The following is a 24201-nucleotide window of genomic DNA, read 5'->3' on the forward strand; positions in this document are numbered from 1 at the left end:
TCATCGAGCAGAAGCTGTGAGCGCCAACCCCACCGGAGGGCACCGGATCCACTCTTCGCAGCCTCCCCACGGAAGCGGCTGGTCTAGATGAAGAGCACCGCCGAAAGCAAACGAGAAGGGCGCCATCTGATATGACAGAACCACGGGCAATGCGACCGCGCCGCTCCGAACTGGCCACGCCTGCCAGCAACGATTGGATGTTCGCGAAATCGGCGGCCTCGGGCGCCGACCTCGTGTTCCTCGACCTGGAGGACGCTTGTGCACCCGCCGAACGGGAAAAGGCACGGGGCAAAGCCGCTGTCGCGTTACGCGACCTCGATTGGGGACATACAGCCCGCGCGATCAGAATGAACGGCATCGACACGAGGTGGGCGTACGACGACGTAATCGAGGTCGTCACCATTGCTCGTGAGTCGCTCGACGTGATCATCGTGCCCAAGGTCCGCCGTGCGCGGGACGTGTGGTGGGTCGACACCCTGCTCACCCAACTCGAGGAGACCATCGGCCTGGAGAAGAAAATCGCGCTCGAGGTACTGATCGAAGAGACCGAGGGCCTGCAGAATGTCGACGAGATCGCTCATGCCAGCGACCGGCTGGAAGCGATCATCTTTGGCGCGGGCGACTTCTCTGCATCGCAGGGCGCGCGCGTCGATACGAACTTCGACCCGGTGGTCGACTTCCCCGGCGACATGTGGCACTACGCCCGGTCCCGGGTGATCGTCGCTGCACGCAGCGCCGGGATCGATGCCATTGATGCGCCGTTCCCGAACTACAAGAATCCCGACGCCTACCGCACGGCGTGCGACCGGGCGGGAGCTATGGGCTACTCGGGAAAGTGGGCCATCCACCCGAGCCAGGTAGAGATCGCCAACGACGCCTTCGCTCCCACTCCGGAGGAGATCGCGCACGCCGAGCGGGTGGTTGCGGCCTACCGCGACGCCGAAAATCTGGGCAAGGGGGCTTCTGCGCTCGACGGGATGCTCGTCGATGCCGCCCACCTGCGCCACGCCGCCACCATTGCCCACAGGGCCGAACTGCTCGGTCTCGCCGGGCAGAACAGGAGAAACCTATGACCCGCCAGATGACCCTCGTCGGCTTCATGCAGGCCGGCAACGTGACCGTGTACTCGGGCTCGTGGCGCTACCCCTCGGCCCAACACTCCTTCCTGACGATGGAGTACTACCAGCACGTCGCACGCACTTTGGAAGAGGGCAAGTTCGACTTGGTCTTCTTCGACGATCGCCTCGCCATGCCCGGTGTGTACGGCGATTCGGTTGCCGGCGCCGTCCGCCACGGCGCGCGTCCGATCAAGCTCGACCTCACAGCGGTCCTTGGCGGGATCATCGGCGCCACCAGCCGGATCGGCGTGGGTGCGACGTACTCCACGACCTATTACGAACCGTTTCACGTCGCCCGCACGTTCGCCACGCTGGACCACCTGTCGGGCGGCCGTGCGGCGTGGAACATCGTCACGTCGGTGAACGACTCGGAGGCGCAGAACTTCAGCTTGGAGAACCACCTCGATCACGACGCACGGTACGACAGAGCTCAGGAGTTTCTCGAGGCGGTCGTCGCACTGTGGAACTCCTGGGAGCCCGACGCGATGGTGCTGGATCGGGAGAGCGGCGAATTCGCCGATCCGGACAAGGTTCACGAGATCAACCACGAGGGCAAGTGGTTCAAGGTGCGCGGGCCGCTTACCGTGCCGCGCACCCCACAAGGCCGCCCCGCGCTGCTACAGGCCGGCTCGTCCGGTCGTGGCCGGGAGTTCGCCTCCGAATGGGCCGACATGATCTTCACCGCTGACCCCGGTCTGCCCGTAGCACAGCAGCACTACCGGGAGCAGAAGGAGCAGATTGCCGCATCAGGCCGCAATCCCGATGACGTCAAGTTGCTGCCCATGGCCTACGCCGTGGTCGGCGAAACACAGATGATCGCGGAGGAGAAGGAACGGCTGTTCCTCGACGCGTACGTGCACCCGATCGCCTCGCTCGCCCTGCTCTCCGAGGCGCTGAACTACGACTTCTCCCAGCACGAACTCGACGATGTGGTGACCGACGAGATGATGGCGGCCAGCGGAGGAATCCGCGGGCTGGCTCAGGGCGTCCGGCGCCACCTCGACCGTGACGTCACCGTCCGCGACCTGGCGGCGCACCGTGCGACGTTGCTGCAGGGCCCCCGATTCGTCGGTACCCCCGAAAGTGTCGCGGACCAGATGCAGGAGTGGTTCGAGAGCGGTGGTTGCGACGGGTTCGTCCTCGCCGCCACCCACCTGCCGGGCGCATTCGAGGAGTTCGTGCGGATGGTCGTCCCGATCCTGCAGGAACGTGGCATCTTCCGCCGCGACTATGAGGGCCCGACGCTTCGCGATCATCTTGGAATCTCGGCGCCTCCTCATCCGTCCACCGGATCCTGACCCCTCGGCAAGGACCGGCGACGCTCCGTACCGCCGGTCCTTCCCGCCACGGTATATTGGCAGCATCACATCCAATCGATTGGATTCAGAATGGAGGGACGATGGCGGCATCAATGCACCTCGATGCACGATCACTCGTCTCACGGATTGCGGATTCTCTGCGTGAGCAGATCATCACGGGCAAGTTGGAACCCGGCATGCGGATTCGTCAGGACGAATATGCCGAAGCCTTCGGGGTAAGCCGAACTCCACTGCGAGAAGCCTTCCGACTGCTCGAGTCCGAAGGATGGATCGACATGCGCCCGCGATCCGGGGTGGAGGTAAGCAGGTTCTCGTCGGCCGAAGTCCAGGAGATCTCCGCCATGCGTCTCCTGCTCGAACCGCTCGCCATCCGCGTGGCGACGGTCAGCCATACGGACGCGGATGAGCGATCAATTCGGGATATTGCTCGAGGTCTGATCGCGGAACAGCCCTCCGATGGAGTGGCCAGATTCGACGCCATCGCCGAAGCGAATCGCAAATTCCACTACGCCCTTTACGGATTCGACGATGAAGTAGTACTCGACCCAATCCAGAGCGGGCTTCGTGGATACTGGGAGCGTTACTCGAGGTACCGACGCGTGTACTGGAACGTCGACGACCATCTCATGCATTCGAATGAAGGTCATCAGCGAATTCTCGACGCGTGGTCAGCGCGCGACGCCGATCGGGCAGAGCGCGAGCTGGCGCGGCATATTTTGGGCGCGGTGCGATCCCTCGTGTACGAACTGGACGAGCATCGCGCGTCGTCGTTCTCTCCCACTCTCCATGAACTCGCGAAGCGCTACGACTTCGATCTGTTCTGACCCTCCCTTGACGCGGAGGAGCAGAGGGCATGAGGGCACACCCGCAAGTTTCTGATATATCATGACGGCATGAGTTGTGCGAATGTCCGATCCTTCACCATCTCGACGAAGGCGGCGGGCGATCCTGCGTTCGCCCTGCTCGGGACGCTGTGGATTCGATGATGCAAACGTCCGGCAAAAGTTCTCGCGGCCGCGGCGACAGTAGACGAAATCCGAAGCTCGGGGCGACGGTACGGGACCGTATCGCGGAAGTCCTGCGTGACGAGATCATCAGCGGAAAACTATCCAAGGGAATGCGGATCGATCTGGATGAGACCGCTGCTGAACTGGGAACCAGCCGCACTCCGGTTCGCGAGGCCTGCTTGGTGCTCGTACACGAAGGTCTGGTGGAGGTAGCACCGAGGACTGGGGTATCAGTAGTCGGCCTGACCCCACGCGATGTCGAAGACAACTTCGCTCTCATGGCGGTCCTGTCCGGTACCGCTGCAGCATGGGCTTCTGAACGTGGAACACCCGAACAGCACAAGGAAATCCGTCTCCTGTCGGATGAGGTTCGTGCTGCAGCAGATGCGGGCGGTGATATACGGACAGCGAATTTCTTGTTTCATCGAGCAATCAATAGGGCGAGTAATTCAGCGAGATTGCTGATACTGCTTCGGCAGACTGGACGACTTATCCCCACGTCCTACTTCGATATGATCCCTGAACAGGCGAGCTGCGCGCTGCGCGAGCACGACGATATCGTCGCGGCGGTTATCGCCGGCGATCCAGAGAAGGCACGCCGCTTGTCAGAAGAACATCTCGTTCGAGCGGGACGAGCCTTCGTTTTACGTATGTTCGGCGAGAGGGAGTCATCGGCCGTCGAGAAGTCCGGGTAATGTCCCAGCGGCCTACTGGGACCTGTCGGACTGTCAGCCGACTGGGCCGCCGACTCGGTGGGGGTATGCGCTCACTAGAACGAGTACCTCCTCTTGGGAACAGTTCGATTCAGGGATGACCTGCCACAATCGCTCGATGAACCGGTGCATTGTCATTCCGAAGTGCACGAGGACTTCCTCCTCGGTGGCGCCCCCGAATGGTGCCCATTTGCTGGCAAATTCGATGAGGCGCTCCGCCTCGGTGTCGGGATGATTGCGTTTACGGTTGGCTTCGATCGAAGCGGCGCGACGCATTTGGCGCCACTTGCGGTACTCACGAGAGTTCATGGGAATTCACATCCAAATAGTCGGGACAGCCGAAGCCTTGGAAGTTTGGGGACCCTCGCCGCACGAGGGAAATGCGCAGAGTGCCAGTCGCTCTCGACCGACACACTGCTCATGCCACGCCGCACCAGCTCCGTGAGACCGCCGGGTGCATCATCGACCGAACTGCACAGTCAGCACTCGATGTCGCGGAGAAGATATGCGAGCACAATGTTTTCGAACTCGGCTTTGCGCTCGATCATCGCCCAATGGCCGCAGTTGTGGAAGACGTGCAGTTCGCAGTTCGGGATCAGGCGCATCGGCATGAGGGAACTGTCGAGTGGGGTGACTCGGTCGTCACGTCCGAAGGTGATCAGAGTGGGCGCCTCGATCTTCGTGAGGGTCTCGACCTGGTTGACAGCGGCTGCTCCGTTCCGTCCGCGCATTCCGGCGAGAGCTGCCGAATTGAACAGCTTTCTGACGTCGCTCAGCGCCGTGGGATCCGATGCTGCCTTCCAGCGACTTTCGACGAACTCGTCGGTCAGGATAGCGGTGTCGTACACCATGGATTCCATCCATGCCACGAGGCGTTCGCGTGTGGGGTCTTCGACGAACTGGACCAGGAGCTTGATTCCCTCGGACGGCGCCGGGCTGTACACTGGGGTTCCGACGCCGCCGATCGTGACCAGTCGCTTCACACGTTCGGGATGGCCGGCAGCGAGTCGGGCGGCAATGCTGCCGCCCATGGAGTTGCCGACGACCGGAACCGCGTCGAGCTCCATGCCTTCGAGGAAGTCGAGTACCGCCGGAAGGGCCGCCAGCATAGGGTTGTCGTCACACGAGTAGCTCTTGCCGAATCCCGGAAAGTCGAGAATCAGAGTGCGGAAATGTTTCGCGAAGATCGGCAGGTTGCCCTGGTAGTTGCTCCACCCACTGACACCGGGACCGGAGCCGTGCAGAAGAAGCAGAGGGGGGCCGTCTCCCGCCTCGTGATAGTGGAGCACGCCCTTCTTCGTCTCGAGGGTGCGGCTGGTGTTGTCGTGGGTGATTTCCTGCAATGTCGCGGTCACCGATTCTCCCCCTTGGCTGCGACCCAGCCATAGTTGTGCCAGTAGGTCTCGAGTTCCGTCACCGGCGTCGGCCACGTCTCGATGTAGGTTGCGCCTTCGCTTCCCGCGGTCATCGTGTACGCCGTCCCGGCACGGCTCACGAAGATGTCGCCGGCACGCACTGTGACCGTTTCGGGTTCCTCGTTGTCGTAGTGCTCGATGTTGTACTCACCCGCAAGCATGAACAGCATCTCGTCCATGTTGTGATGATGGCGAGGAACAGTGAATCCCGGAGTCACCCGCAGCGGATTGCGATTGAAACGAGGCCTGTCGATCGGCTTGCTGGTGACGAACATGTTCCCCTCGAAGGTCGCGCCGAAGTCGACCGGTGCGTCCGCGAGGAGTCCACCTTCGTTCCAGAAGTAGCTGGGGCTGGCCTGTTGATCGAGACCCATTGGTACCCAATCGAAACCGTCGACAAGGTTGCCGAATACGAGTGTCATTGCTTCATCGTAGTTGCGGGTCGATCGACACGTCTTGCGTCGATTCCGCTCGATGGAATGGCCGAGTGGGGCGCCGATGGGTGACGTTCGGTTCTATGCGGTGCTGGGAATGAATTCGGGCTTGAACGCCTGACTCACCAGCCTGGGTGTTCCCGGAGATGTCGTCTCATTCGGAACTGGGCGAGCCCTTCGTCGCCGGCAACCATGGCGTCGACGATCGCATCGAGCTCGGCTCGGTCGTCCGGTGTCTGATCTGTCGAGCGGCAGGGATCGCTTGGTCGACGGCCTGTGCCGTACTCGTCCCAGAGAGTGGCCAGAACGGAGCGGAACAGCATCAGCACCGGATCTCCGCTCAGTGTTGCGACTCGATCCCGGAGGCAGGTACTGCACCGGCCGGCCTTCGAATCGCGCCTCTGTCGATCTCCCCAGAGTTCTGCTTTGTCAAGCATCCCGGACCTCATCGCGGCTGTGAGGCAGCCCAATTCGACTTCCTCGCGCACTGCGCGCAGGTGCTCGACCGTCACTCCGCGGAAGTCCAGGTACAGGGCAATCGTCCGGATGCTGGAGGTCGGATCGGGCTCGAGAACGACCAGCCCTCCCCCTGGTCCTCGGCGCATACGAGCCACGCTGTAGTGCTCGAGAATCCGAATCGATTCGCGGAACACCGAGCGACTCACCCCGTACCGTGAAACGAAATCGGCTTCCGACCCCAGGACTTCGCCGACGTACCGGCCCTCGCTGACGATGTCGTCACGAATGCGCCCTGCAACGGACCCGGCCAACTTCCTCTCCCGTGGCCATTCGTCGGGATCCAGGTCCATCGGCCCGATCGCCGTACTCTCTCCGGGCTGGGGGTGGACGAGGCCACTCAACCATGTGGCAGCTCTGTCGAGGTGGGTCACCAGGTCACTTTGTGCTCGACTGCTGGCGCCGGCCACTATCGATTCGGCAATCGCCAGATGTTGCCTGGCGGCCGCGCAACCCTCCTCCTCGGTGTTTCCGGCGATCCCTCGTGCACGATGGGTGTATGCCGCCGTCAATCTGACCAGGATGTCGATGTACAGCTCGAGTACCGGGTTCCCGGAGAGACGACCCAACGCTATGTGGAAGTTCTCGGGGAGACGACCGTCCTCACCGGATGCGCTCGATCTGAGCTCTTGCACTCCGCTCTCGGTCAACGATTCCGAAACGGCCGCGATGGCCATTCGTTCGAAGACGAAGCGGGCATGCACAACCTGCTCCACAGTCGCCCCGGCGTACTCCAGGTAGATGACAACTCCGCGAATGGCCGGAGTCGGATCGGGGGTACCGACGACGAGCCCACCGCCCGGCCCTTGTCGCATCTGCACCACCCGAGAATGCTCGAGCACCCGGATCGCTTCACGCAGGATCGACCGGGACACCCCGAAATGCTCACGCAGCGCAGTTTCGGAGCCGAGAACTTCGCCGATCGGCCACTGTCGTTCGATGATCTCGTCGACGATCCGTCGAGCAACTTGGACGGCGAGCTTTTCGGGTGCAACTGCTGCCGGCTCTTTTCCCTCCGGAAGTCGCATCTACCAGGAACTCCTATCCCCTCGATCCGAGCATGGACGCTCGCGATGTGATGCACAAGCCCATGCCCAGGCACGTAGCCTACGTCATCGCTGGAAGTGCGTGTCTGGCGCTCAGAACGTCATCGGCCCCCCGACAAGCACAGTTGTGGGGGGGCCGATGGAGGTCACTGCGGGGGCGGTGAGAACCGATGGCCCCACAATGCGCCCTCGGTGATTGCATAGGTCGGTGTCTCTTCGCTGACCTGCAATCCGTCCCATCCGAACTCGAAGGCGTAGTTGTCCGGCGAGTAGACGTAGAACGACACCATCTGGTCGTTGGTGTGCTTGCCGAGCGTGTTCATCATCGGCAGGTCCATGTCGTAGGCGCGATCGAGGGCCAGGCCGACGTCGTCGAGGGTCTCCGCCTCGACCATGATGTGGACGACCTTGCCCGCCGGGCCCGGCCTCGGCGTGATACCGAAGCTGTGGTGCCTGGGGTTGCATCCCATGAAGTAGACCGGTCCAGCGGTGTTCCGCTCGACGAATCCGAGGATTCGGTTGTAGAAGTCGAACGTCTTCTCGACGTCCTCAGCCGTCACGATCACGTGACCGAGCCCCATGTTTCCGGTGACGAACTTCGACACCAGCGGAGTGTTCACCGGCACATGATCGAGCACCGGCCCGTAGAACAGCTCGATCTGGTTGCCGCCGGGATCCGCGAATCGGGCGAAACCGCTCACTCGGCGTTCCGCGCATTCCTCCTTCGACCCGGAGGACACCTCGATACCCTCCGCACTGATCGCGCGGACCAGCTCGTCCAGCTCTCGCCGGTTCATCACCTCGAACCCGATCGCCGTGCAGGACGACTCCTCGGCGGGAGTCACCACCACTCGGGCGGGATAGTGATCCATGCGGAAGTACAAGGAGCTCGGGTCGGCGCCGTCGACGGGCATGAAGCCGACGAAGTCCTCTCCAAACCGTTTCCATGCGTCGATATCAGACGTGTTCAGTCTGATGTAGCCCAGGGAATGAACCCCCATGCTCAACTCCAATCCGGTGGCGGTACACGATGTACGCAGTTACGCAGTTGCGTATGCGGAATTCATTTCAGTCGTTGAAGATGAACCTGTCGGCGACCCGGTGGTGGTTCCAGATCGTCATTTCCTGCTCTTCGCTCAGCCGGTGGCCGTCGAAGCTGGGGGAGTGCATACCGACGGTGACGTCCTTCATGTTCGCGAAGTCCTGGGAGAAGACCTGCCCCAGGTCGGCGTCGCGGTAGTCGTCGAAGTACTGCGGTTCGAACTCGCGCTTCTTGTCATAGTCGGCGACCGGAATCTGGTCGAGACTGAAGATCTCGAACAGGCACTTGTTGGGATCGTCATCGATCGGCCGCGCCCGGTACCAGAACGCCGAGCCCTGACCCGGAAGGATGATGCTGTTCGGGAACACGTTCCAGGAGCTGCCTGCCTCGGACCACTGCTCGGGCGTGATCACCGGCCAGTCGTAGCCTTCCTCGATCGACAGCTCCCGGTAGAGCTGGAGGAAGTATTTGCCCGCAGTCATCCCTTCGGGCAGTTCGGCCGTCTTCAGTGCTTCCGCGACACGCCAGCTGCGCTCGTTCTCGAGACCGCGCATATCCTCATGGAGGTACTGGATCGAGGCTGCGATGCTCAGGCGCTCGTCGGATTTGCCGTCGCCGGTCTTCTTCGACGGATCCTTACCGTCGTTCCTCGAGGACGACGCCTTGGGCCCGAGTGCCGAGTAGTGGGCGTGCCGCTCGTATACGGTCGTCGGGGCCCACGACCGATTGTCGAGTTCCTTCAGCGAGGCGAGCTTGTCATCGGACTTGTCGAGGCGGAAGAGTTGGGGGTGGGTTCCCGCCACGTGGTAGGCCTCGAGGAATGCGTCCATCGCCGTCTTCCAGTTGCACGGTGCGATGATGCCCTTGCCCCACCGGTACCGGAAGTTCTCGAGCTGGAACGGCGCGAAGATCCTCGCGACGGGGTCGAGGTACTCGAGCAGAGGCATGGCCTCGGGATCGAGGTTGATGAAGACGAAGCCCGCCCACTGCTCGGCCCGAACGCGGACCAGGCCGAGGTCGTCGTCGGAGCGGGGAACGAACTCCTCCCGGTCGAGCACCAGTCGGATGGAGCCGTCCAGGTTCCAGCGCCAGCCGTGGAACGGACAGATCAGCGAGCCGACTCGTCCGCGACCCCGGGCCAGACGGGTTCCCCGGTGGCGGCATGCGTTGTGGTACGCCCGGATCTCGGTCTTCGACTCACGAACGAGCAGGACCGAGAACTTGCCGATCTCGTACTCGACGAAGCACCCGACGTCCCGTAGCTCTTCGACGCGGCAGGCGATCTGCCATGTGTGGGTGAACATCTTGTCGAGTTCGAGCTTCAGGAACTCCTCGTCCAGGTAGCGACCCTTCGGAATGAAAGCCCGGTCCAGGCGGTACTTCTCGGGCACCTTCTCCGGCGGAACGTCACCTTCGAACCAGATGGGCCGATTCATCCGAAGCTCATCTACGACTGTCATCGCAACCACACTTCCTGTAACTGGCGTTCAATCGTGCGTCTGCACGTGGGCAACTTGGCTAGGCGTTCGGGCCGGCGATCTCGACACCGTCGGCGATCCGGGCGACGTGGATGCAGTTTCCCGGGCATCCGTCGGCGGCATCGATGACGTCGAGGCGAAGGCTGTCCGGCACGTGTGCGGATGCCCCCTCTTCGGTCAGTAGTGGACCCGCTGGTTCGCTCTTGACATGGGCGACCCCGGCGTCGTCGAACTCGAAGACGTCGGGGGCGTACTGGACGCACAGACCGTCTCCGGTGCACAGGTTGTGTTCGATCCACACCCGGACTTCGTCACTCATGCGATATGCCTTCCTCATCCACTAACTGCTCTGGGACCTCGAGATCGACCGATGCCTCGGCAGCACAACGAGGCCGGTACGGCCGGCGGTGTCTGGGCGCCGTTGGCGATACACGGACCGCCGCCTGAACCACATCTGGTCTGCACAACCGGGCGGAGCCGCCCGGCTGCCACCCGCCGAACGCTGCCTGTATCAGGCTTGAAAATCACTCTCCAGCAGTGGTTTCGTATTGTCCATTTGTCGTTCCATCAAATGGAATAGGCGCTGCGGGTACTTCGTGACGGCGTCCTAAGCTGTGTCGGTCACAGAGCGATTCTCATGTCGGTGCCGGGATACCGCTCGACGTCCCCCGTCAGAAAGCGAACCACCGGCGATCCGGCTGATACGCACGTTCGCCCCCTACCTCCCACGGAGGAACACCGATGTCACTACCCACACCGACAACTGGCAGAGATCCCGATTCTGCACAGGGCTGGACCGCCACGATGATCGTCGGAATCGTTCTCATGTCGGCAGTGCTCGAAGCGCTCTCGCTGGGCAACAGCATGGTCTCGATCGGTCTGCCCAGCATCCTGAAGGAGTTTCCGACAACGCAGGGCGGTTGGCTGATGACCGTCTACTTCCTCGTCGGTGCAGTCTGCGCGCCACTCCTCGGTAAGGCCGCCGACCTCTACGGCAAGCGGCGGGTGCTGCTGATCACCATGACGGTGGCCGGGGTGGGAGCCCTGATCTGCGCCGTGGCTCCGAGCTTCACGGTCCTGCTGATCGGGCGAATTCTCCAGGGCCCCATTCTCGCAACGCTCTCGCTGATCCCGTCCTTCATTCGCGACATCTACCCGCCCAAGCAGGCCGCGTTCGCAGCGAGTATCACCGTCACCGGAATGGGAGCATTCACGATCGCAGCACCCACGGTCATCGGATGGCTGTTGGAGCACCACGGCTTCCGCGGAATGTTCCTGTTCGATGCGGTATGGACCCTCGGCCTGTGCATCGGGATCTGGGCGATCCTGCCCGAATCGACGAATCGTCGTGAGGCAAAGCCGGACTTCCTCGGTGGCCTCATCCTGGCCGGTGCCGTTGTTCCCGTGCTGCTCTACGTCAGCATGGGCCGGACCTGGGGTTGGCTCGAAGCCTCGCCGCTGCTGCTCATCGGGATCGTTCTCGGGTGCGTGTTCGTGTGGCGCACGCGGAACGTCGACGAGCCCATCATCAAACTCGCGCTCTTCCGACGTAAGCCCCTGGTGTTCGTGGCGTTCGCGGGCGCGGTTGCCTACTCGGTGTCGGCCGCGACCTATCAGTTGGTCCCGCTGCTCGCGATGACTTCGCGGGACAACGGCGTCACGTACGGTCTCGGATTGAACCCCCTGGAATTCTCCAGCATCGCCACTCCCAAGCAACTGGCGACTGTCCTCGGTGGCGCTGTGATCGGCGTACTCCTTGCGCGAGGACGAAACCCTCGTGCATTCCTGACCCTGGGAATCGCTGTCTTCGCGGCATCATTGGTGTCGTTCGCGCTGGCGCACGATACTTTCGCCACCGTGATGATCGGCAGCCTCCTCCTCGGCCTTGCCGGTGGCGTATCCACCGCTGCGGTTCCGAATTTGGTGATGCGTGCCACGCCCGCCGGCGACCAGGGGTCGACAGCCGGCACAGTGCAGTTGTGCACCACGGGTGCATCGTCGATTCTTCCGGTCGTCATGTTCGCGGTCCTGGCTCCGTATATGGTGTCTGCACCGGAAGGCGGTGTGTTTTACCAAGATCAGGGCATCACCACGTGGCTGTGGATCTCGGCCGCGATCTGTGTCGTCGCACTTCTCGTCGGTTTCACGGTACTTCGTGAGCGGCGTGACGAGGCCATCGAGGAGTTCTCGGTCGACACCGCGGAACCCGCCTCGGACACAGCTGACGGAGTATCGCCGAGTACCGGCGATCTGGAGCGCAACAAGCTCTGACTTTCCATATCCGGGTCTGCCGCCGGTCAGGCCGGCAGACCCGGTCATCATTGCCATACTTCAGGAGGACGGCCCATGGCCGAGACCGTTACCACAGACATCCTCATCGTCGGCGCAGGTCCTGTCGGACTGTTCGGCGCATACACGGCGGGCTTCCGCGGACTGTCCACCGTGCTCGTCGATGCCCTTCCCCAGTGCGGTGGACAGATCACCGCGCTGTACCCAGAGAAGGAGATCCGCGACATCGCTGCTGTCCCGGGGGCACTCGGGCGGGAGGTCGTCGCTGCGCTCAAGGCGCAGGCAGACGCGTTCGAACCGGTCTATCTCCTGGGGCGTGAAGCGGTCACTCTTGCCTACTCCCCGGACGGCCGACCGGTTGTCACGCTGTCCGACGGCACCGTCATCGATGCCGGAGCGGTGATCGTCACCGCGGGTATCGGGACCTTCACTCCGCGGACGCTTCCGGCAGGCGAGGAGTTTCTCGAGCGTGGCTTGAGCTACTTCGTGCCGGACCCGCAGGAACATGCCGGCCGTGACGTACTCGTCGTGGGAGGCGGGGACAGTGCAGTGGACTGGGCCCTCGCACTGCGGAAGATCGCCCGCTCGGTGACGTTGGTCCATCGCCGCAGCGCGTTCCGGGCCCATGCGGCGAGCGTCCGGGAACTGAACGACAGTGGTGTCGAGATCATCACCGACGCACAGGTGGAGTCGCTCCACGGGAACGGCACCGTGCAGCGGGCCCACGTTCGCATCGACGGTCAGAACGACCCTCGGGTTCTGCCCGTCGATGCGGTGGTCGCCGCGCTCGGCTTCATCAGCAATCTCGGACCGCTGACGGAATGGGGTATGGATCTGGATCGTCGCACGATCGTCGTCGACAGCCGTATGCAGACGACGGCGGCAGGTGTCTATGCCGCCGGCGACATCACCTCCTATACCGGGAAGGTCCGGCTCATGTCGGTCGGGTTCGGTGAGGTGGCCACCGCAGTCAACAATGCGGCCGTTGCTTTGGACCCCACACTCTCGCTCTTCCCTGGGCACTCGACAGACGCTGCCTGAGCCCGACTCGGACTGAAACAATCAGGAAACCTGAGGGCCCCCGAGGATGACAACCTCGGGGGCCCTCAGTTCTTTGGGTGGGTCGGCGATCAGCCGTTCGAGTCAGCCATGTCCAGTGCGGCCAGGTAGGAGAAGACCATGGACGATCCGACAGGGCCGCCCGCACCCGGGTAGATCCGCCCGGTCATCGGCGCCATGGTGTTACCCGACGCGTAGAGGCCGGTGATGACGGAGCCGTCCTCGCGCAGAACCCGGGAGTTCTCGTCGGTCTTCAGTCCGCCCTTCGTCCCGAGGTCCGACAACACGATCTGCGCGGCGTAGAACGGCGACTTGCCGATCAAACCCAGGCACGGATTCGGTCCGTCCTCATGGCTGCCGCACGTATTGACGATGTTTCGGTCCCACGGCGCGTCGCCTCGACCGAACGCTTCGTCCTTCCCGCTGAGTGCGTACTCGTTGAACTGTGCGACGCTCTTCGTCAACGTTCCGGCTGGGACGCCGATCAGTTCCGCCAGTTCCTCGAGGGTGTCGGCCTTCTGGAGGACGCCGGCCGCCAAGAACTTGTCGATGTCGAACCAGTCCGTGGACTGCGGCGCCACCGGCGGTGAGGAGAATGCCCGCTCGTTGTCAAACTGGCGTTGATCGAACACCCAGTGAACCGGGATGTGCGAGACATCCGAATTCCGCTGTGCACGAAGAATTTCGTGGCCGGCCCTGTCGTACGGGAGTCGTTCGTTCATGAAGCGCTCACCGGCGTCGTTGACCCAGATTCCGCTCCACACAGAGGTGTAGAACACCGGACGTTCGTTGGGAACCACGAGACCGGGAGCGAACCAGGCTTCTTCGAGGAGATCCGTTGCGGCACCGATCTCCATTCCGGCGACAAGGGCATCGCCGGTGTTACCGGGTGCTCCCTGGGACCATTCGCCCGTCACCTCCGGTTGGTACTTCTGACGGAACTCTCCGTTGCGCTCGTAGCCACCGGCCGCGAGGATGACACCGCGCCGGGCGCGCAACGTGATCGAATCTCCGTCGGAGGTTGCCTCGACGCCGACGACCCGACCGTCTTCGACGACGAGCCGCTTCAACGGCGTGTTCGTCCGGATCGACCCGTTTCCGGTTTCCGTGAACGCGAGCAGCAGGCGAGCGATCAGTGCCTGCCCACCGGTCATCACGTCGCCGGGGTGGGCGCCGGAGCGTTCGGCCCACTGCGGACGGCGCACCAACGGCTCGAGATCTCCCAGGGCCGAACGGTCAAGGGGTTCCGGGAAGATCGTGCGGCCACCGGCCAAGCTGCCCGGCGCCTTCTCGAAATAGTCGGGTACGCCCAGCCAGAAGAACTGTCCCAGCCACGAATGGCTCTCGAGTTCGTCGATCATGGGTGCACCGGCCCGCAGGAAAGCTTCCCGCAGAGCCGACGGTGCGTCCTCACCGACGATGGCGTCGAGGTAGGGACGGGCCTGGTCCGGTCCCGAATCCAACCCGGCGCGACGCTCGGCAGCGTTGCCCGGCAGCCATAATCCCGATCCCGAGTAGGCGGTGGTGCCGCCGATGAACTCGGTCTTCTCGATGACGAGTGTTCGGAGCCCACGTGACGCTGCGGCAAGCGCACCAACCAATCCAGCACCCGAACCGACGACGATGACGTCGTAGACGTCGTCAGCCTCATTCTTCTGCAATTTCATTCCTTTCCTGCGTCGCGGGAAGCCCCGAGACCGACCTGACGATCAGTTGACAGAGTTGGAAGCCATTTCCAGTTTCGCGAACATGTTCGCGCTCGCCTCGTCGAGTTCCATTACCTCGATGAAGTGTCCGAGTTCCGCAGTCAGGTCCAGGTATCCGAACCGGATACCACCACTGACTCCGTACTGCGCCCACGTTCGACCACTTCTCGCCACCAGTGCGGAGGCCTCGTCGAAGTCGTCGACACGAAACCCTGCATGGTGGAAGGTCGCCGGAGTATCGGCGCGGAGCTTGCCTCGGTAGAGGTCCACCGCACCGCCCACCGGCCGGATGATCTCGATGTTGGTCGCTCCGGCGTTGACCAGAGCAACATCGATCACCCATTCTTCGGCAACCGCACCATCGACGACGACGAATGATCCCTCGAGTGCGCCCGGATCCGTGGCCGAAGGATCGCCGTGTGCAGCCCCGTCGAGTGTCCGGCCCAATGACGATCGATAGCTCTTCACGCACTGGACGGTCCCCAGGCTTGTCTCCAAGAACGCTGCCGCGGCATCGATATCCTCGGTTACGTATCCCAGCTGCATGCAGTTGCGCATCAGATCGCTCAACGACTTCACAATGAATCCTCGCCCTCGGCTTTAATGTTCGCGCGTGGACCCATCCGACAGCGCGCTCGGAACGCCAAGTCCACATCGTCTCCACTGTCGTCCTGTCGGGTCACCCGGTCCACCGCTCATGCCATCTGGCGGAACAGGATTCGAATCGCCGATATTTCCGGGTGGAGATCGGCATGCGTGGCGAGGTATCCGAGCTCCGAATGTTGACTGGTGCGCGGGATGGCTCCACCATGGGGGGGTGAACACCTTGAATGTCGCATCGAGCAGGACTCCGGATGCGGGAGTGGCCACTGCCCCCTCCGGCGTTGCGCTCTCCGACGCTGCCGAGCGGTCGTCGCGAGACGCATACTCTCGATCGGATTCCGAGCGCATCGATCACATCTTGATCACCATGCGGCGAGCCCTCCGGCAGGTGGAAGCCATCGGCTCCGTTGACGTGGAGCTCCTGGAGCGGAACTCGACTGCCGGCCTGGTGATCGAACGCGTTCTCGCGAACCTGACGGACATGGCATTCGACATCAACTGCCACGTTTCCCGGGCGAGCTCAGGGCGCACGCCGGAGACCTTCTCCGAGTCGTGCGAAGGTGCCATCAGGTCCGGGCTGATCGACAGGGAGCTCGCGTCCGAACTCATGCCTGCCGACGGGCCCCATCACGTCGTGATGCAGCTGTGTCTCGACACCGAGCCCGAACAGGTCGAGGCGGTCGTCGCCAGGGCGCTGTCCGCATTCCAGGAGTTCGAGCGCCGAGCCACCGAGTGGGCCGGCCGAGGCGACGTCGTCTGACGTCGCCTCGACCAGGTCGGGCACCTGCTGAGCGTGAGGGGGACGGCGGCTGGTGTGTGGTCGGGGCCCCGGCTCGGGTGTCAGTCGAGGATGTCTCGGACCTGCGTCGTTTCATTGCCGGGCAGCGTCATGGTCCGCGCCACCTTCATGTGCTTGTTCCAGTGGGCGAAGGCACCGTCCCCGTCGCGGTCGCGGAGCAGCTTGATCAGCCGTCGCAGGGAACGGACGAACAGCCTGTAGCGCTCGTGGGCGGCCTCGGCATCGGCGACGGCGCGTTCACGGGCCACGTTGGTGGTGTGTCGCTCGAAGATTTCGTGGAGCATGCCGGCGATCAGGGCAAGCGTTGCGTTGCCGGACAGTTGGACCATCCGGAGGTGAAACCGTGCAGCGGCGGGGCCGAAGTCGCCCGCCGCAAAGGCGGCGGGGACCTCCTCGTCGAGCAGCCTCTCCAGTTCGTCGAAGTCGTCCTCGGTGCCGGATTCTGCCAGGATGCGAGCCGCGGCCGGTTCGATGGCCTCTCGGGCGACGAAGACGTCGGCGACGGTGGCGCCGGACAGCTCCAGCAGGAGCGACGCGGGCCGTGCGACCACTTCGGGACCGGGTACACACACACGGGCGCCGGAGCGTGACCCACGGCGGACCTCGACGAGGCGTTCGGCCTCGAGCACTCGAACCGCCTCACGCAGCGTCGGTCGGCTCACCGCGAAATGCTCCATCAATTCGGCCTCGTGCGGGAGGTGATCGCCGTCCTTCAGTTCGCCGTCGACGATCATTCGGCGGAGCTTGAGAGCAACCAACTCGGCAGTTTTCGGAGTGCGAATGGCACGCGTCGAGAGTGCGCGCTGCTCGAAGACTGGCGCAACGGTGGCGTCATCGGTCATGGGTGCGTACACCTTCGCTTTCAAGGGTGACTATGAGTACTCAGTAAAGCACCCCAGCGTACCGGTCGTGCTGAATGCGGTCCTGACCTGTGGTTTTTCCTCGGACCTGGCCGGAGTGTTCGCGCTTTCGTCGTGACAGGCGGGTGCCTGCCATCGGGTGACGTCCGATCACGATCTTGCAGCCGCCAACATAGTCAACTATGTTAGCTTTGTATTCGTCGACGGTGTGGTGGATCACCGTGATACCTGCCGCCGGATCTCCGGCACGCGCCTAGGAGCAGCAATGTTGAAGACACGGTTCACCGAGGAATTCGGGGTCGAGCACCCGATCGTGCAGGGCGGCATGATGTGGGTCGGCCGCGCGGAACTCGCCGCAGCAGTGTCGAACGCCGGTGGTCTCGGTGTCATTACCGCACTGACTCAACCGACCCCGGATGCTCTCGCGCAGGAGATCGAACGCTGTAAGGCGATGACGGACAAGCCGTTCGGGGTGAACCTGACCCTGACGCTGTCCATCAACCCGCCGCCGTACGCGGAGTTCCGCCAGGTGATCATCGAGTCCGGCGTCAAGATCGTCGAGACCGCAGGCTCGGATCCGACCGTGCATGTCGAGCACCTGAAGGAACACGGCATCAAAGTCATTCACAAGTGCACGAGCGTGCGCCACGCGCTCAAGGCGGAGCGGATCGGTGTGGACGCCGTGAGCATCGACGGTTTCGAGTGCGCCGGACATCCCGGCGAGGACGACGTGCCAGGTCTCGTCCTCATTCCGGCGGCGGCGGACGCGCTGACCATCCCGTTCATCGCCTCCGGTGGGTTCGCCGACGGCCGCGGCCTTGCGGCTGCTCTCGCGCTCGGTGCGGACGGCATCAACATGGGCACCAGGTTCATGTGCACGCAGGAGAGCCCCATTCACGAGAACATCAAGAATCAGATCGTCGGGGCTTCCGAGCTCGACACCCAGCTGATCTTCCGTCAGCTCCGCAACACGATGCGTGCCTCCCGCAACTCGGTCAGCGAAGAGGTTGTCGACATCCTGAACAAGGGTGGACGCTTCAAGGAAGTCAAGGATCTCGTCGCGGGTACCCGAGGCCGCAAGGTCTACGAGGAGGGTGACCCGGAGTTCGGTATCTGGACCGTCGGTGTCGTCCAGGGCCTGATCAGGGACATCCCGGCCGCGGGTGAGGTGGTTCGGCGTACCGCCGCCGACGCCGAGGCGCGTCTGCTCGACCTCTCGCGTGACGTGGTTCTCGTTCCCGCGGCCTCCGCCGCGATCTGAGGGGGACACGATGAGCGAAGCGGTTGTCGAAGCCACTACCGAAGATCCGCACGAGCCGCCGCTGCTCGTCGAACGCGACGGGTTCGTCACGGTTCTCACCCTCAACCGGCCCGATCGGCGCAACGCCATCGATCGGGCGATGCGCAAGGCGATCAAGAAGGAACTGTGGCGGGCGGATACCGATGACGAGGTCCGCGTCGTCGTCATCACCGGTGCCGGAACATCTTTCTCCGCGGGAGTCGACCTCCCCGAGGCGCTCTCGGGTCCGTCGCCACGAACCGAAGGGCCGACGCCCACCCAGGTGCTGCGCGGCATCTCGAAGCCGGTGATCGCCGCGGTCAACGGCCCCTGCTACACCGGTGGCTACGAGTTCGCGGTGAACTGCTCGTTCATCGTCGCCTCGGACCGCGCCGAATTCGCTGACACTCACGCACAGATCGGGCTGCTCAACGGCTGGGGCGGAAGTGCGATGCTGCCGCGGATGGTCGGGCTGCCTGCCGCGATCCAGTTCGTCCTCAGCGGCGAGCCGATCGACGGTGCTGCCGCCGCCCGAATCGGCCTCGCAAACGAAGTGGTCGCGCACGAATCGCTCATGGCGCGCACCCTCGAGATCGCGCACCGCATCGCCGACGGGCACCCCGCGGCGATCCAGCGAATGCTGCGACTGCTCAAGGAAGGCGCGGGCGTTTCTCTCTCGCACGCCCTGAGTCTCGAGGCGGAGGCCGCGGTGACGTTCCGATCGAACGGAAGCGACGTGAGTGAGCGCTTCGGTAGTCGGCGCGGTCAGAAGAGCTGACACAAAAACTTTCATTCCCGGTATGCAGTTCCGTACCGAACGAACAAGGGAGGTGGCGCGGTGGAAGAGACATCCACGGCGGTGCTCGACGCTCGCACCGGTGACTGGCGGTCCCGGCTGTCCGTACTGCTCGACGAGTATCGCAAGCGCCCACGACCGGCCACGTCACGCGATCGCTTCGACGCGTCGACAGCGTGGCAGTCCGAGCTTGTCGACGCCGGCTTGGCGGCCCCGGGCTGGCCCGTCGAGGTCGGTGGAATGGAACTCTCGCTCGACGATCAGCTCGACTACTACCGCATGGTCTCGGCTGCCGGTGCACCGAAACACCCGTGTGCGATGTCCTTCATCGTGGCCCCCACGATCATCGTCCACGGCTCGCAGGAGCAGAAGGATCGGTTCCTCGAGCCGCTGCTGCGCGCCGACGAGTTCTGGTGCCAGGGGTTCTCCGAGCCGGGGGCCGGTAGTGATCTGGCGTCACTGTCGACCCGGGCCGTTCGTGACGGCGATGTCTACCGTGTGACGGGCCAGAAGATCTGGACGACGAAGGCTGATAGGGCCGACTGGATCTTTGCACTGGTGCGGACCGGTCCTGCCGGTCGCGGAACGTCGGGTATCACGTACCTGCTGATCCCGATGGACTCGCCGGGCATCGAGATTCGCCCGCTTCGCGATGCGGCCGGCGGCCATCACTTTGCCGAGGTCTTCTTCGACGATGTCGAGGTCCCCGTCGCCAATCGGCTCGGCGACGAGGGGCAGGGCTGGTCCATCATGCGTACCTCCCTCGGGCACGAGCGTGCCACCGCGTTCCTCGCCGACGAGTTCCGCTACCGCGGCACCGTCGACAAGGTTGTTCGACTGGCCGTCGATCGGGGATACGCCGAAGATCCCGTGATCCGCCAGGAGATTGCCCGGATCGAGACATCCGTACGGAGCATCGCGGCGAACAGCGCGCGAGCACTCGAGGCCGTCCTCCGGGGGGAGGACCCGGGGGGTGTCGCTTCCGTCAACCGACTGGTCAAGTCGGAATTCGAACAGCATCTGCACAGGCTCGCCCTCCGGTTGACGGGCAGTGCCGCCGTACTGGGTGCGCGGTCCGAGGGCACCGCCGAGAGCGGCCGCTGGACCTACGGCTACCTGATGTCGCGGGCCACCACCATCGGCGCGGGCACCGCCGAGATCCAGCGGAACACGATCGCGGAGGGGGTGTTGGGGCTGCCGTCGCACCGTGGAGAGGGCCGGCGTGCCCCGGCCGTCACGCCGGGTCGGCCACTCGCGGCGCCGGAGGGCGACGAAGCAGCGCTTCGGGAGGTCCTCGGCTCGGCGATCTCCTCGTACGTCGAGACCGAAAACCTCCTCGCCCGGGAGACCTCGCCGGGTGACTACGACATCGGGCTCTGGGACGAGTTGGTCAAGTTCGGGCTGCCGGGTTTGGCCGCTCCGGAGCGACTCGGCGGCGGCGGTGCACCCCTGCGGCTGCTCTGCGCGGCTGTCGAGGAGGCCGGATACCGCCTTGCTCCGGTGCCGCTGGTGCCGACCGCAATCGCGTTGGAGGTTCTCCTTGCGGCTGGTGCAGACAGGGCGGCCGAAGCCGTGATCAAGGGAGCCACCGCCGCGTTCGTCGCACCCGTCGACGACGGCGGCTGGGTCTGCGACACAGAATTGCCGGTGTGTGGCGCGGGCCGGTTGACCGGTGTCGTCGAGCGAGTGGCCGGCGCTCCGGTCGCCGACATCCTGGTCGTGCTCGCCACCGATGCCGCTACCGGTGAACTTCTGCTGGCGACCGTGGAACCGGGTGCGGCCTCGATCACCGTCCAGAACTCGATCGACATCACCGCGACGGTGGGTATCGTCGCCCTGGACGCGACACCGGCAACGGTGGTGGCCGTGGGAGCCCTCGTCGCAGACGCGCTCGCTGCGGCTCGTCGGGTGGCGCAGTTGCTGGTCGCGGCGGACTCCGTCGGCGTTGCCAACCGCGCGCTTGCCCTCGCCGTCGAATGGGCCGGGCAGCGTGAACAGTTCGGGCAGGCCATCGGGTCGTTTCAGGCGATCTCGCACAGGTGCGCCAACCTACTGGTCGGTGCGGAGGGCGCACGTGGGCAGGTTCTCGCGGCAGCGGATCGGGACGGCGTGGACCCGGATGCGGTCCTGTCCGCAGAACTCGCATCGGCCGAGGCGCTGAGCACTGCGGTGCGGTCGAGCGAAGAGTGCGTCCAGATTCACGGCGGCATTGGATTCACGTGGGAGCACACCGCACATCTGTTGTTGCGCAGGGCGATTGCGAACGAAGCCTGGCTCAGTCGGCCCGAGGTGATGCGCGACCGGGCGGTCACGAAGTTGCTCGACCGCGTCAGATGAGCGGAGGGAACGCCCCTCGACGGGGTCTGGCTGCGCCGCTCGCCGAGCTTTGAGGGCATGGTCTGTGTGACCGGGCGGCCGATGCTTCGTCAGCGGAACCGCAGCAGTCCTTCCTGCATCGTGCTCGCCAGCAGCATGCCGTCCCGGTTGTAGAGACGTCCCCTGCTGATGCCGCGGCCGCCGCCCATCCAGTACCCGTGCTGCTCGTACAGATGCCATTCGTCCGCGCGAAACGGTGCGTGCAGCCAGACGGTGTGATCCAGGCTTGCCAGTTTCAGCCCGGGGGTGTCGATGTGCCGGGCATGCGGAGGTAGGGCGGCCGAGAGTAGGAACAGGTCCGAGCAGTACGCGAATCCCGCTGCCTGAACCAGAGGTTCGTCGTCGAGAACTCCGGGGGTCCGGACCCAGGCGCGCTGCCGGGGTGGTAGCTGCTCGCCGCGCCGGTTCGCCACGCGGGGATACTCGCCGGGGAATCGGAACTCGACGCCGACGTTGACGAGCAGTCGGCGCAGCCACTCCGCATCGCCCAGATCGGAGGCGCTCAGGCTGTGCTCGAAGCGGGGGAGATCCTCCGGGGTCGGGCCAGGTGTCGTGGTCGTGTCCTGATGGGTGAGGCCCTGCTCGTCACGATGGAACGACGCGGTCGCCAACAGGATGGTTCGATCGTTCTGAACCGCTCGTACGAGACGAGTGGTGAAGCTGCCGCCGTCCCGGACGCGTTCGACGCGGTAGTCGACCGGGAGGTCTGAGCGACCCGGGTGGATGAAGTGTCCGTGCAGCGAATGGGGGTGATGGTCGCCGTCGACGGTCCGGCCGGCCGCCACGAGTGCCTGGCCCAATGTCTGGCCCCCGTAGATGCGGCGGGCGACGGTATGCGATTCACCGCGGAACAGGTCCCTGTCGAGCTGCGCGAGCGTGAGAATCTCGCCCACGGGAGGGCGCCTGAGTGATGTCAGGGACTCGGCCCCGTGTGGAAGCGGCATGGCAATTCCTCATACTGTTTCACAGATTCGGCGCCGTGGCCGAATCTGTGCCCGGGCCGGGCGGCGCCGTGGCCGATTGTCGATGCGAGCCGAATCGGCCACGGCGAAAGAAGCTTTGGCAGGTCGATCAGCGGGGCGCGAATCGCTGACCGGCGTCCAGGCGCAGGGCCTGCCCGTTGAGCATCGGGTTGTCGACGATGGCGAGTGCGAGCTTGGCGAACTCCTCGGGTCGGCCCATGCGCTTGGGGAACGCCGCATCCTCGACGAGCGGAGCGACCTGCTCGGCGGTGAACTTGGCCGTGGCGCCGGTCGCGAACAGGCTCGGGGCGATGGCAAGGACGCGGATGCCCTGCGGGCCGAGGTCGCGGGCCATGACCAGTGCCATCGCGGCAATGCCGGCCTTCGCGGCGCTGTACGCTACCTGGCCGATCTGGCCCTCGTAGGCCGCGATCGAGGAGGTGTTGACGATCACGCCGCGCTCGTCGTCCTCGGGCTCGTTGTGCGACATGTGGAAGGCCTGGAGCCGGTTCAGATTGAACGTCGAGACAAGGTTGAGGTCGATGACCCTCTGGAAGCTCTCGAGGTCGTGGGGGCCGTTCCGTCCGAGGGTCTTCTTCACGGTCCCGCCGCCGGCGGTGTTCACCGCGATGTGCAGGCCGCCGAGATCGGCGACGGCGGCGGCCAGTGTCTGTTCCGCACCCTCGTGATCGGTGATGTCGATCGGGTGGAAGATCGCGCCGATCTCGGTCGCGACGTCCTTTCCGGCGCTGCCTTCGCGGTCGAGGATCGCGACCTGGGCGCCTCCCGCTGCGAGCGCCTCGGCGGTCGCCCGCCCCATGCCCGACGCGCCACCGACGACGACGGCCTTCTTGCCGATGATGTTCATTCCAACGATGTCCTTACGGTGAGGAGGTTCCACGAAATCGATCTAAGGGCACTTATAGTACTATCTAAACTATGTGACGCGCGCTACCCTACTGAAGTAGTCGGCGCGCCACCCAGGGCATCGACACGACCGGCTCCCACGGTCGTACAGCTCACCCCGTGAATGGAGGAATCGTGATTCTCAAGGTCGGTCAGTCGTTGGCCAGTGCAGTCGACACCACCACCCTGGTCGTGCTCCGTCCCGTCGAGGGCGACGTGACGCTGACGTGTGGTGGCGTCCCTATGTCGGAGGGAAAGACCCCCACCGGGGACGGGACGTCGATCGATGCTGAGCACATCGGTGGTGCGGTGATGGGCAAGCGCTACGTCGACGAGGCGTCGGGCCTCGAGGTTCTGTGCACCAAGGCCGGGCAGGGTCAGCTCGCATTGGGCGGCGGAGTACTCGCGCTCAAGGGTGCCACACCCCTGCCCTCCTCGGACTAGTGTTCCGGGCCCCGAACGACGAGTGGAGTGACGT

Annotated in this window: 23 protein-coding genes; 11 read left to right on the forward strand and 12 right to left on the reverse strand. The window is 64.1% G+C overall.

Annotated elements, in window-relative coordinates; translation table 11 throughout:
- The first annotated feature begins 149 nt into the window (after nucleotides 1-149).
- From CJ179_RS13730 to CJ179_RS13745, 4 genes are all read left to right on the forward strand, one after another.
- Entirely contained in the window at nucleotides 150-1073 is a 924-nt protein-coding gene (locus tag CJ179_RS13730; RefSeq protein ID WP_257015492.1) for a CoA ester lyase, read from the forward strand.
- The gene (locus CJ179_RS13735) at nucleotides 1070-2416 is read left to right on the forward strand and encodes an LLM class flavin-dependent oxidoreductase (RefSeq protein WP_218834815.1); all 1347 of its coding nucleotides are present in this window, start codon (nucleotides 1070-1072) and stop codon (nucleotides 2414-2416) included. The genes CJ179_RS13730 and CJ179_RS13735 overlap by 4 nt, the downstream gene beginning before the upstream one ends.
- Before the next feature lie 101 nt (nucleotides 2417-2517).
- A complete protein-coding gene (locus tag CJ179_RS13740; protein WP_095861910.1) occupies nucleotides 2518-3261 on the forward strand; it encodes a GntR family transcriptional regulator in 744 nt (247 codons plus the stop codon).
- A 158-nt stretch (nucleotides 3262-3419) separates the two neighbouring features.
- Entirely contained in the window at nucleotides 3420-4139 is a 720-nt protein-coding gene (locus CJ179_RS13745) for a GntR family transcriptional regulator (protein ID WP_095861911.1), read from the forward strand.
- 33 nt (nucleotides 4140-4172) lie between these two features.
- Here the strand turns inward: CJ179_RS13745 and CJ179_RS13750 are convergent, their stop codons facing one another.
- The 7 genes from CJ179_RS13750 to CJ179_RS13780 form a co-directional block, all read right to left on the reverse strand.
- Complete coding sequence (locus CJ179_RS13750) at nucleotides 4173-4466, reverse strand: hypothetical protein (RefSeq protein WP_095861912.1); 294 nt, start codon at nucleotides 4464-4466, stop codon at nucleotides 4173-4175.
- A 170-nt stretch (nucleotides 4467-4636) separates the two neighbouring features.
- Nucleotides 4637-5512: an alpha/beta fold hydrolase gene (locus CJ179_RS13755; protein ID WP_257015493.1), complete on the reverse strand. Its 876-nt coding sequence runs from the start codon at nucleotides 5510-5512 to the stop codon at nucleotides 4637-4639.
- Entirely contained in the window at nucleotides 5509-5994 is a 486-nt protein-coding gene (locus tag CJ179_RS13760) for a cupin domain-containing protein (RefSeq protein WP_218834816.1), read from the reverse strand. Before CJ179_RS13760 ends, CJ179_RS13755 begins: the two co-directional genes overlap by 4 nt.
- A 134-nt stretch (nucleotides 5995-6128) precedes the next feature.
- Nucleotides 6129-7550: a FadR/GntR family transcriptional regulator gene (locus CJ179_RS13765; protein ID WP_095861913.1), complete on the reverse strand. Its 1422-nt coding sequence runs from the start codon at nucleotides 7548-7550 to the stop codon at nucleotides 6129-6131.
- 164 nt (nucleotides 7551-7714) lie between these two features.
- On the reverse strand, nucleotides 7715-8569 hold the full coding sequence (locus CJ179_RS13770) for a VOC family protein (protein WP_095861914.1): 855 nt from the start codon (nucleotides 8567-8569) through the stop codon (nucleotides 7715-7717).
- A 67-nt stretch (nucleotides 8570-8636) separates the two neighbouring features.
- Nucleotides 8637-10070, reverse strand: a complete 1434-nt coding sequence (locus tag CJ179_RS13775) for an aromatic ring-hydroxylating dioxygenase subunit alpha (RefSeq protein WP_257015495.1) — start codon at nucleotides 10068-10070, stop codon at nucleotides 8637-8639.
- A 58-nt stretch (nucleotides 10071-10128) separates the two neighbouring features.
- Entirely contained in the window at nucleotides 10129-10407 is a 279-nt protein-coding gene (locus tag CJ179_RS13780) for a ferredoxin (protein WP_095861916.1), read from the reverse strand.
- Between the two features lie 422 nt (nucleotides 10408-10829).
- Between CJ179_RS13780 and CJ179_RS13785 the strand changes: the two genes are divergently transcribed.
- Entirely contained in the window at nucleotides 10830-12359 is a 1530-nt protein-coding gene (locus tag CJ179_RS13785) for an MFS transporter (protein WP_095861917.1), read from the forward strand.
- Nucleotides 12360-12434: 75 nt separating this feature from the next.
- Entirely contained in the window at nucleotides 12435-13418 is a 984-nt protein-coding gene (locus CJ179_RS13790; RefSeq protein WP_095861918.1) for an NAD(P)/FAD-dependent oxidoreductase, read from the forward strand.
- An 89-nt stretch (nucleotides 13419-13507) separates the two neighbouring features.
- Here the strand turns inward: CJ179_RS13790 and CJ179_RS13795 are convergent, their stop codons facing one another.
- Both CJ179_RS13795 and CJ179_RS13800 read right to left on the reverse strand, forming a co-directional pair.
- Nucleotides 13508-15097, reverse strand: a complete 1590-nt coding sequence (locus tag CJ179_RS13795; RefSeq protein WP_257015496.1) for an FAD-dependent oxidoreductase — start codon at nucleotides 15095-15097, stop codon at nucleotides 13508-13510.
- A 48-nt stretch (nucleotides 15098-15145) separates the two neighbouring features.
- Nucleotides 15146-15721: a VOC family protein gene (locus tag CJ179_RS13800; protein WP_257015497.1), complete on the reverse strand. Its 576-nt coding sequence runs from the start codon at nucleotides 15719-15721 to the stop codon at nucleotides 15146-15148.
- A 238-nt stretch (nucleotides 15722-15959) separates the two neighbouring features.
- On the opposite strand from CJ179_RS13800, the gene CJ179_RS13805 reads away from it, so the two are divergent.
- Complete coding sequence (locus CJ179_RS13805) at nucleotides 15960-16505, forward strand: hypothetical protein (RefSeq protein WP_218834817.1); 546 nt, start codon at nucleotides 15960-15962, stop codon at nucleotides 16503-16505.
- An 80-nt stretch (nucleotides 16506-16585) separates the two neighbouring features.
- Here CJ179_RS13805 and CJ179_RS13810 read toward each other — a convergent pair whose 3' ends face one another.
- On the reverse strand, nucleotides 16586-17386 hold the full coding sequence (locus CJ179_RS13810) for a FadR/GntR family transcriptional regulator (protein WP_095861920.1): 801 nt from the start codon (nucleotides 17384-17386) through the stop codon (nucleotides 16586-16588).
- Between the two features lie 283 nt (nucleotides 17387-17669).
- Here CJ179_RS13810 and CJ179_RS13815 point away from each other — a divergent pair, with 283 nt between their 5' ends.
- From CJ179_RS13815 to CJ179_RS13825, 3 genes are read left to right on the forward strand one after another with little or no spacing between them, the layout of a single operon-like run.
- Complete coding sequence (locus tag CJ179_RS13815; protein ID WP_095861921.1) at nucleotides 17670-18665, forward strand: nitronate monooxygenase family protein; 996 nt, start codon at nucleotides 17670-17672, stop codon at nucleotides 18663-18665.
- Between the two features lie 10 nt (nucleotides 18666-18675).
- Nucleotides 18676-19461, forward strand: coding sequence for an enoyl-CoA hydratase-related protein (locus CJ179_RS13820; RefSeq protein WP_095861922.1), 786 nt, complete (start codon nucleotides 18676-18678; stop codon nucleotides 19459-19461).
- 60 nt (nucleotides 19462-19521) lie between these two features.
- Nucleotides 19522-21816 (forward strand): acyl-CoA dehydrogenase family protein, encoded by a 2295-nt coding sequence (locus CJ179_RS13825; RefSeq protein ID WP_179377584.1) that lies wholly within the window; start codon nucleotides 19522-19524, stop codon nucleotides 21814-21816.
- An 89-nt stretch (nucleotides 21817-21905) separates the two neighbouring features.
- Here CJ179_RS13825 and CJ179_RS13830 read toward each other — a convergent pair whose 3' ends face one another.
- The gene (locus CJ179_RS13830) at nucleotides 21906-22748 is read right to left on the reverse strand and encodes an acyl-CoA thioesterase II (protein ID WP_179377585.1); all 843 of its coding nucleotides are present in this window, start codon (nucleotides 22746-22748) and stop codon (nucleotides 21906-21908) included.
- A gap of 178 nt (nucleotides 22749-22926) precedes the next feature.
- Nucleotides 22927-23685: an SDR family NAD(P)-dependent oxidoreductase gene (locus CJ179_RS13835; RefSeq protein ID WP_095861924.1), complete on the reverse strand. Its 759-nt coding sequence runs from the start codon at nucleotides 23683-23685 to the stop codon at nucleotides 22927-22929.
- 173 nt (nucleotides 23686-23858) lie between these two features.
- Between CJ179_RS13835 and CJ179_RS13840 the strand changes: the two genes are divergently transcribed.
- Nucleotides 23859-24167 carry a hypothetical protein gene (locus tag CJ179_RS13840; RefSeq protein WP_373560142.1) on the forward strand — a complete coding sequence of 103 codons (309 nt, stop codon included), beginning with the start codon at nucleotides 23859-23861 and terminating at the stop codon, nucleotides 24165-24167.
- The last annotated feature ends 34 nt before the right edge of the window (nucleotides 24168-24201 follow it).

Origin of the sequence: Rhodococcus sp. ACS1, from assembly GCF_002300155.1 — a bacterium.
Lineage (GTDB): Bacteria > Actinomycetota > Actinomycetes > Mycobacteriales > Mycobacteriaceae > Rhodococcus_F > Rhodococcus_F koreensis.

What these genes read in the sequence shown, in the direction of transcription:
- CJ179_RS13730 (WP_257015492.1), top strand. Translation starts at nt 150, where the DNA reads ATGCGACCGCGCCGCTCCGAACTGGCCACGCCTGCCAGCAACGATTGG.
- CJ179_RS13735 (WP_218834815.1), top strand. Translation starts at nt 1,070, where the DNA reads ATGACCCGCCAGATGACCCTCGTCGGCTTCATGCAGGCCGGCAACGTG.
- CJ179_RS13740 (WP_095861910.1), top strand. Translation starts at nt 2,518, where the DNA reads ATGGCGGCATCAATGCACCTCGATGCACGATCACTCGTCTCACGGATT.
- CJ179_RS13745 (WP_095861911.1), top strand. Translation starts at nt 3,420, where the DNA reads ATGATGCAAACGTCCGGCAAAAGTTCTCGCGGCCGCGGCGACAGTAGA.
- CJ179_RS13750 (WP_095861912.1), bottom strand. Translation starts at nt 4,466, where the DNA reads ATGAACTCTCGTGAGTACCGCAAGTGGCGCCAAATGCGTCGCGCCGCT.
- CJ179_RS13760 (WP_218834816.1), bottom strand. Translation starts at nt 5,994, where the DNA reads ATGACACTCGTATTCGGCAACCTTGTCGACGGTTTCGATTGGGTACCA.
- CJ179_RS13765 (WP_095861913.1), bottom strand. Translation starts at nt 7,550, where the DNA reads ATGCGACTTCCGGAGGGAAAAGAGCCGGCAGCAGTTGCACCCGAAAAG.
- CJ179_RS13770 (WP_095861914.1), bottom strand. Translation starts at nt 8,569, where the DNA reads ATGGGGGTTCATTCCCTGGGCTACATCAGACTGAACACGTCTGATATC.
- CJ179_RS13775 (WP_257015495.1), bottom strand. Translation starts at nt 10,070, where the DNA reads ATGACAGTCGTAGATGAGCTTCGGATGAATCGGCCCATCTGGTTCGAA.
- CJ179_RS13780 (WP_095861916.1), bottom strand. Translation starts at nt 10,407, where the DNA reads ATGAGTGACGAAGTCCGGGTGTGGATCGAACACAACCTGTGCACCGGA.
- CJ179_RS13785 (WP_095861917.1), top strand. Translation starts at nt 10,830, where the DNA reads ATGTCACTACCCACACCGACAACTGGCAGAGATCCCGATTCTGCACAG.
- CJ179_RS13790 (WP_095861918.1), top strand. Translation starts at nt 12,435, where the DNA reads ATGGCCGAGACCGTTACCACAGACATCCTCATCGTCGGCGCAGGTCCT.
- CJ179_RS13810 (WP_095861920.1), bottom strand. Translation starts at nt 17,386, where the DNA reads ATGACCGATGACGCCACCGTTGCGCCAGTCTTCGAGCAGCGCGCACTC.
- CJ179_RS13815 (WP_095861921.1), top strand. Translation starts at nt 17,670, where the DNA reads ATGTTGAAGACACGGTTCACCGAGGAATTCGGGGTCGAGCACCCGATC.
- CJ179_RS13820 (WP_095861922.1), top strand. Translation starts at nt 18,676, where the DNA reads ATGAGCGAAGCGGTTGTCGAAGCCACTACCGAAGATCCGCACGAGCCG.
- CJ179_RS13835 (WP_095861924.1), bottom strand. Translation starts at nt 23,685, where the DNA reads ATGAACATCATCGGCAAGAAGGCCGTCGTCGTCGGTGGCGCGTCGGGC.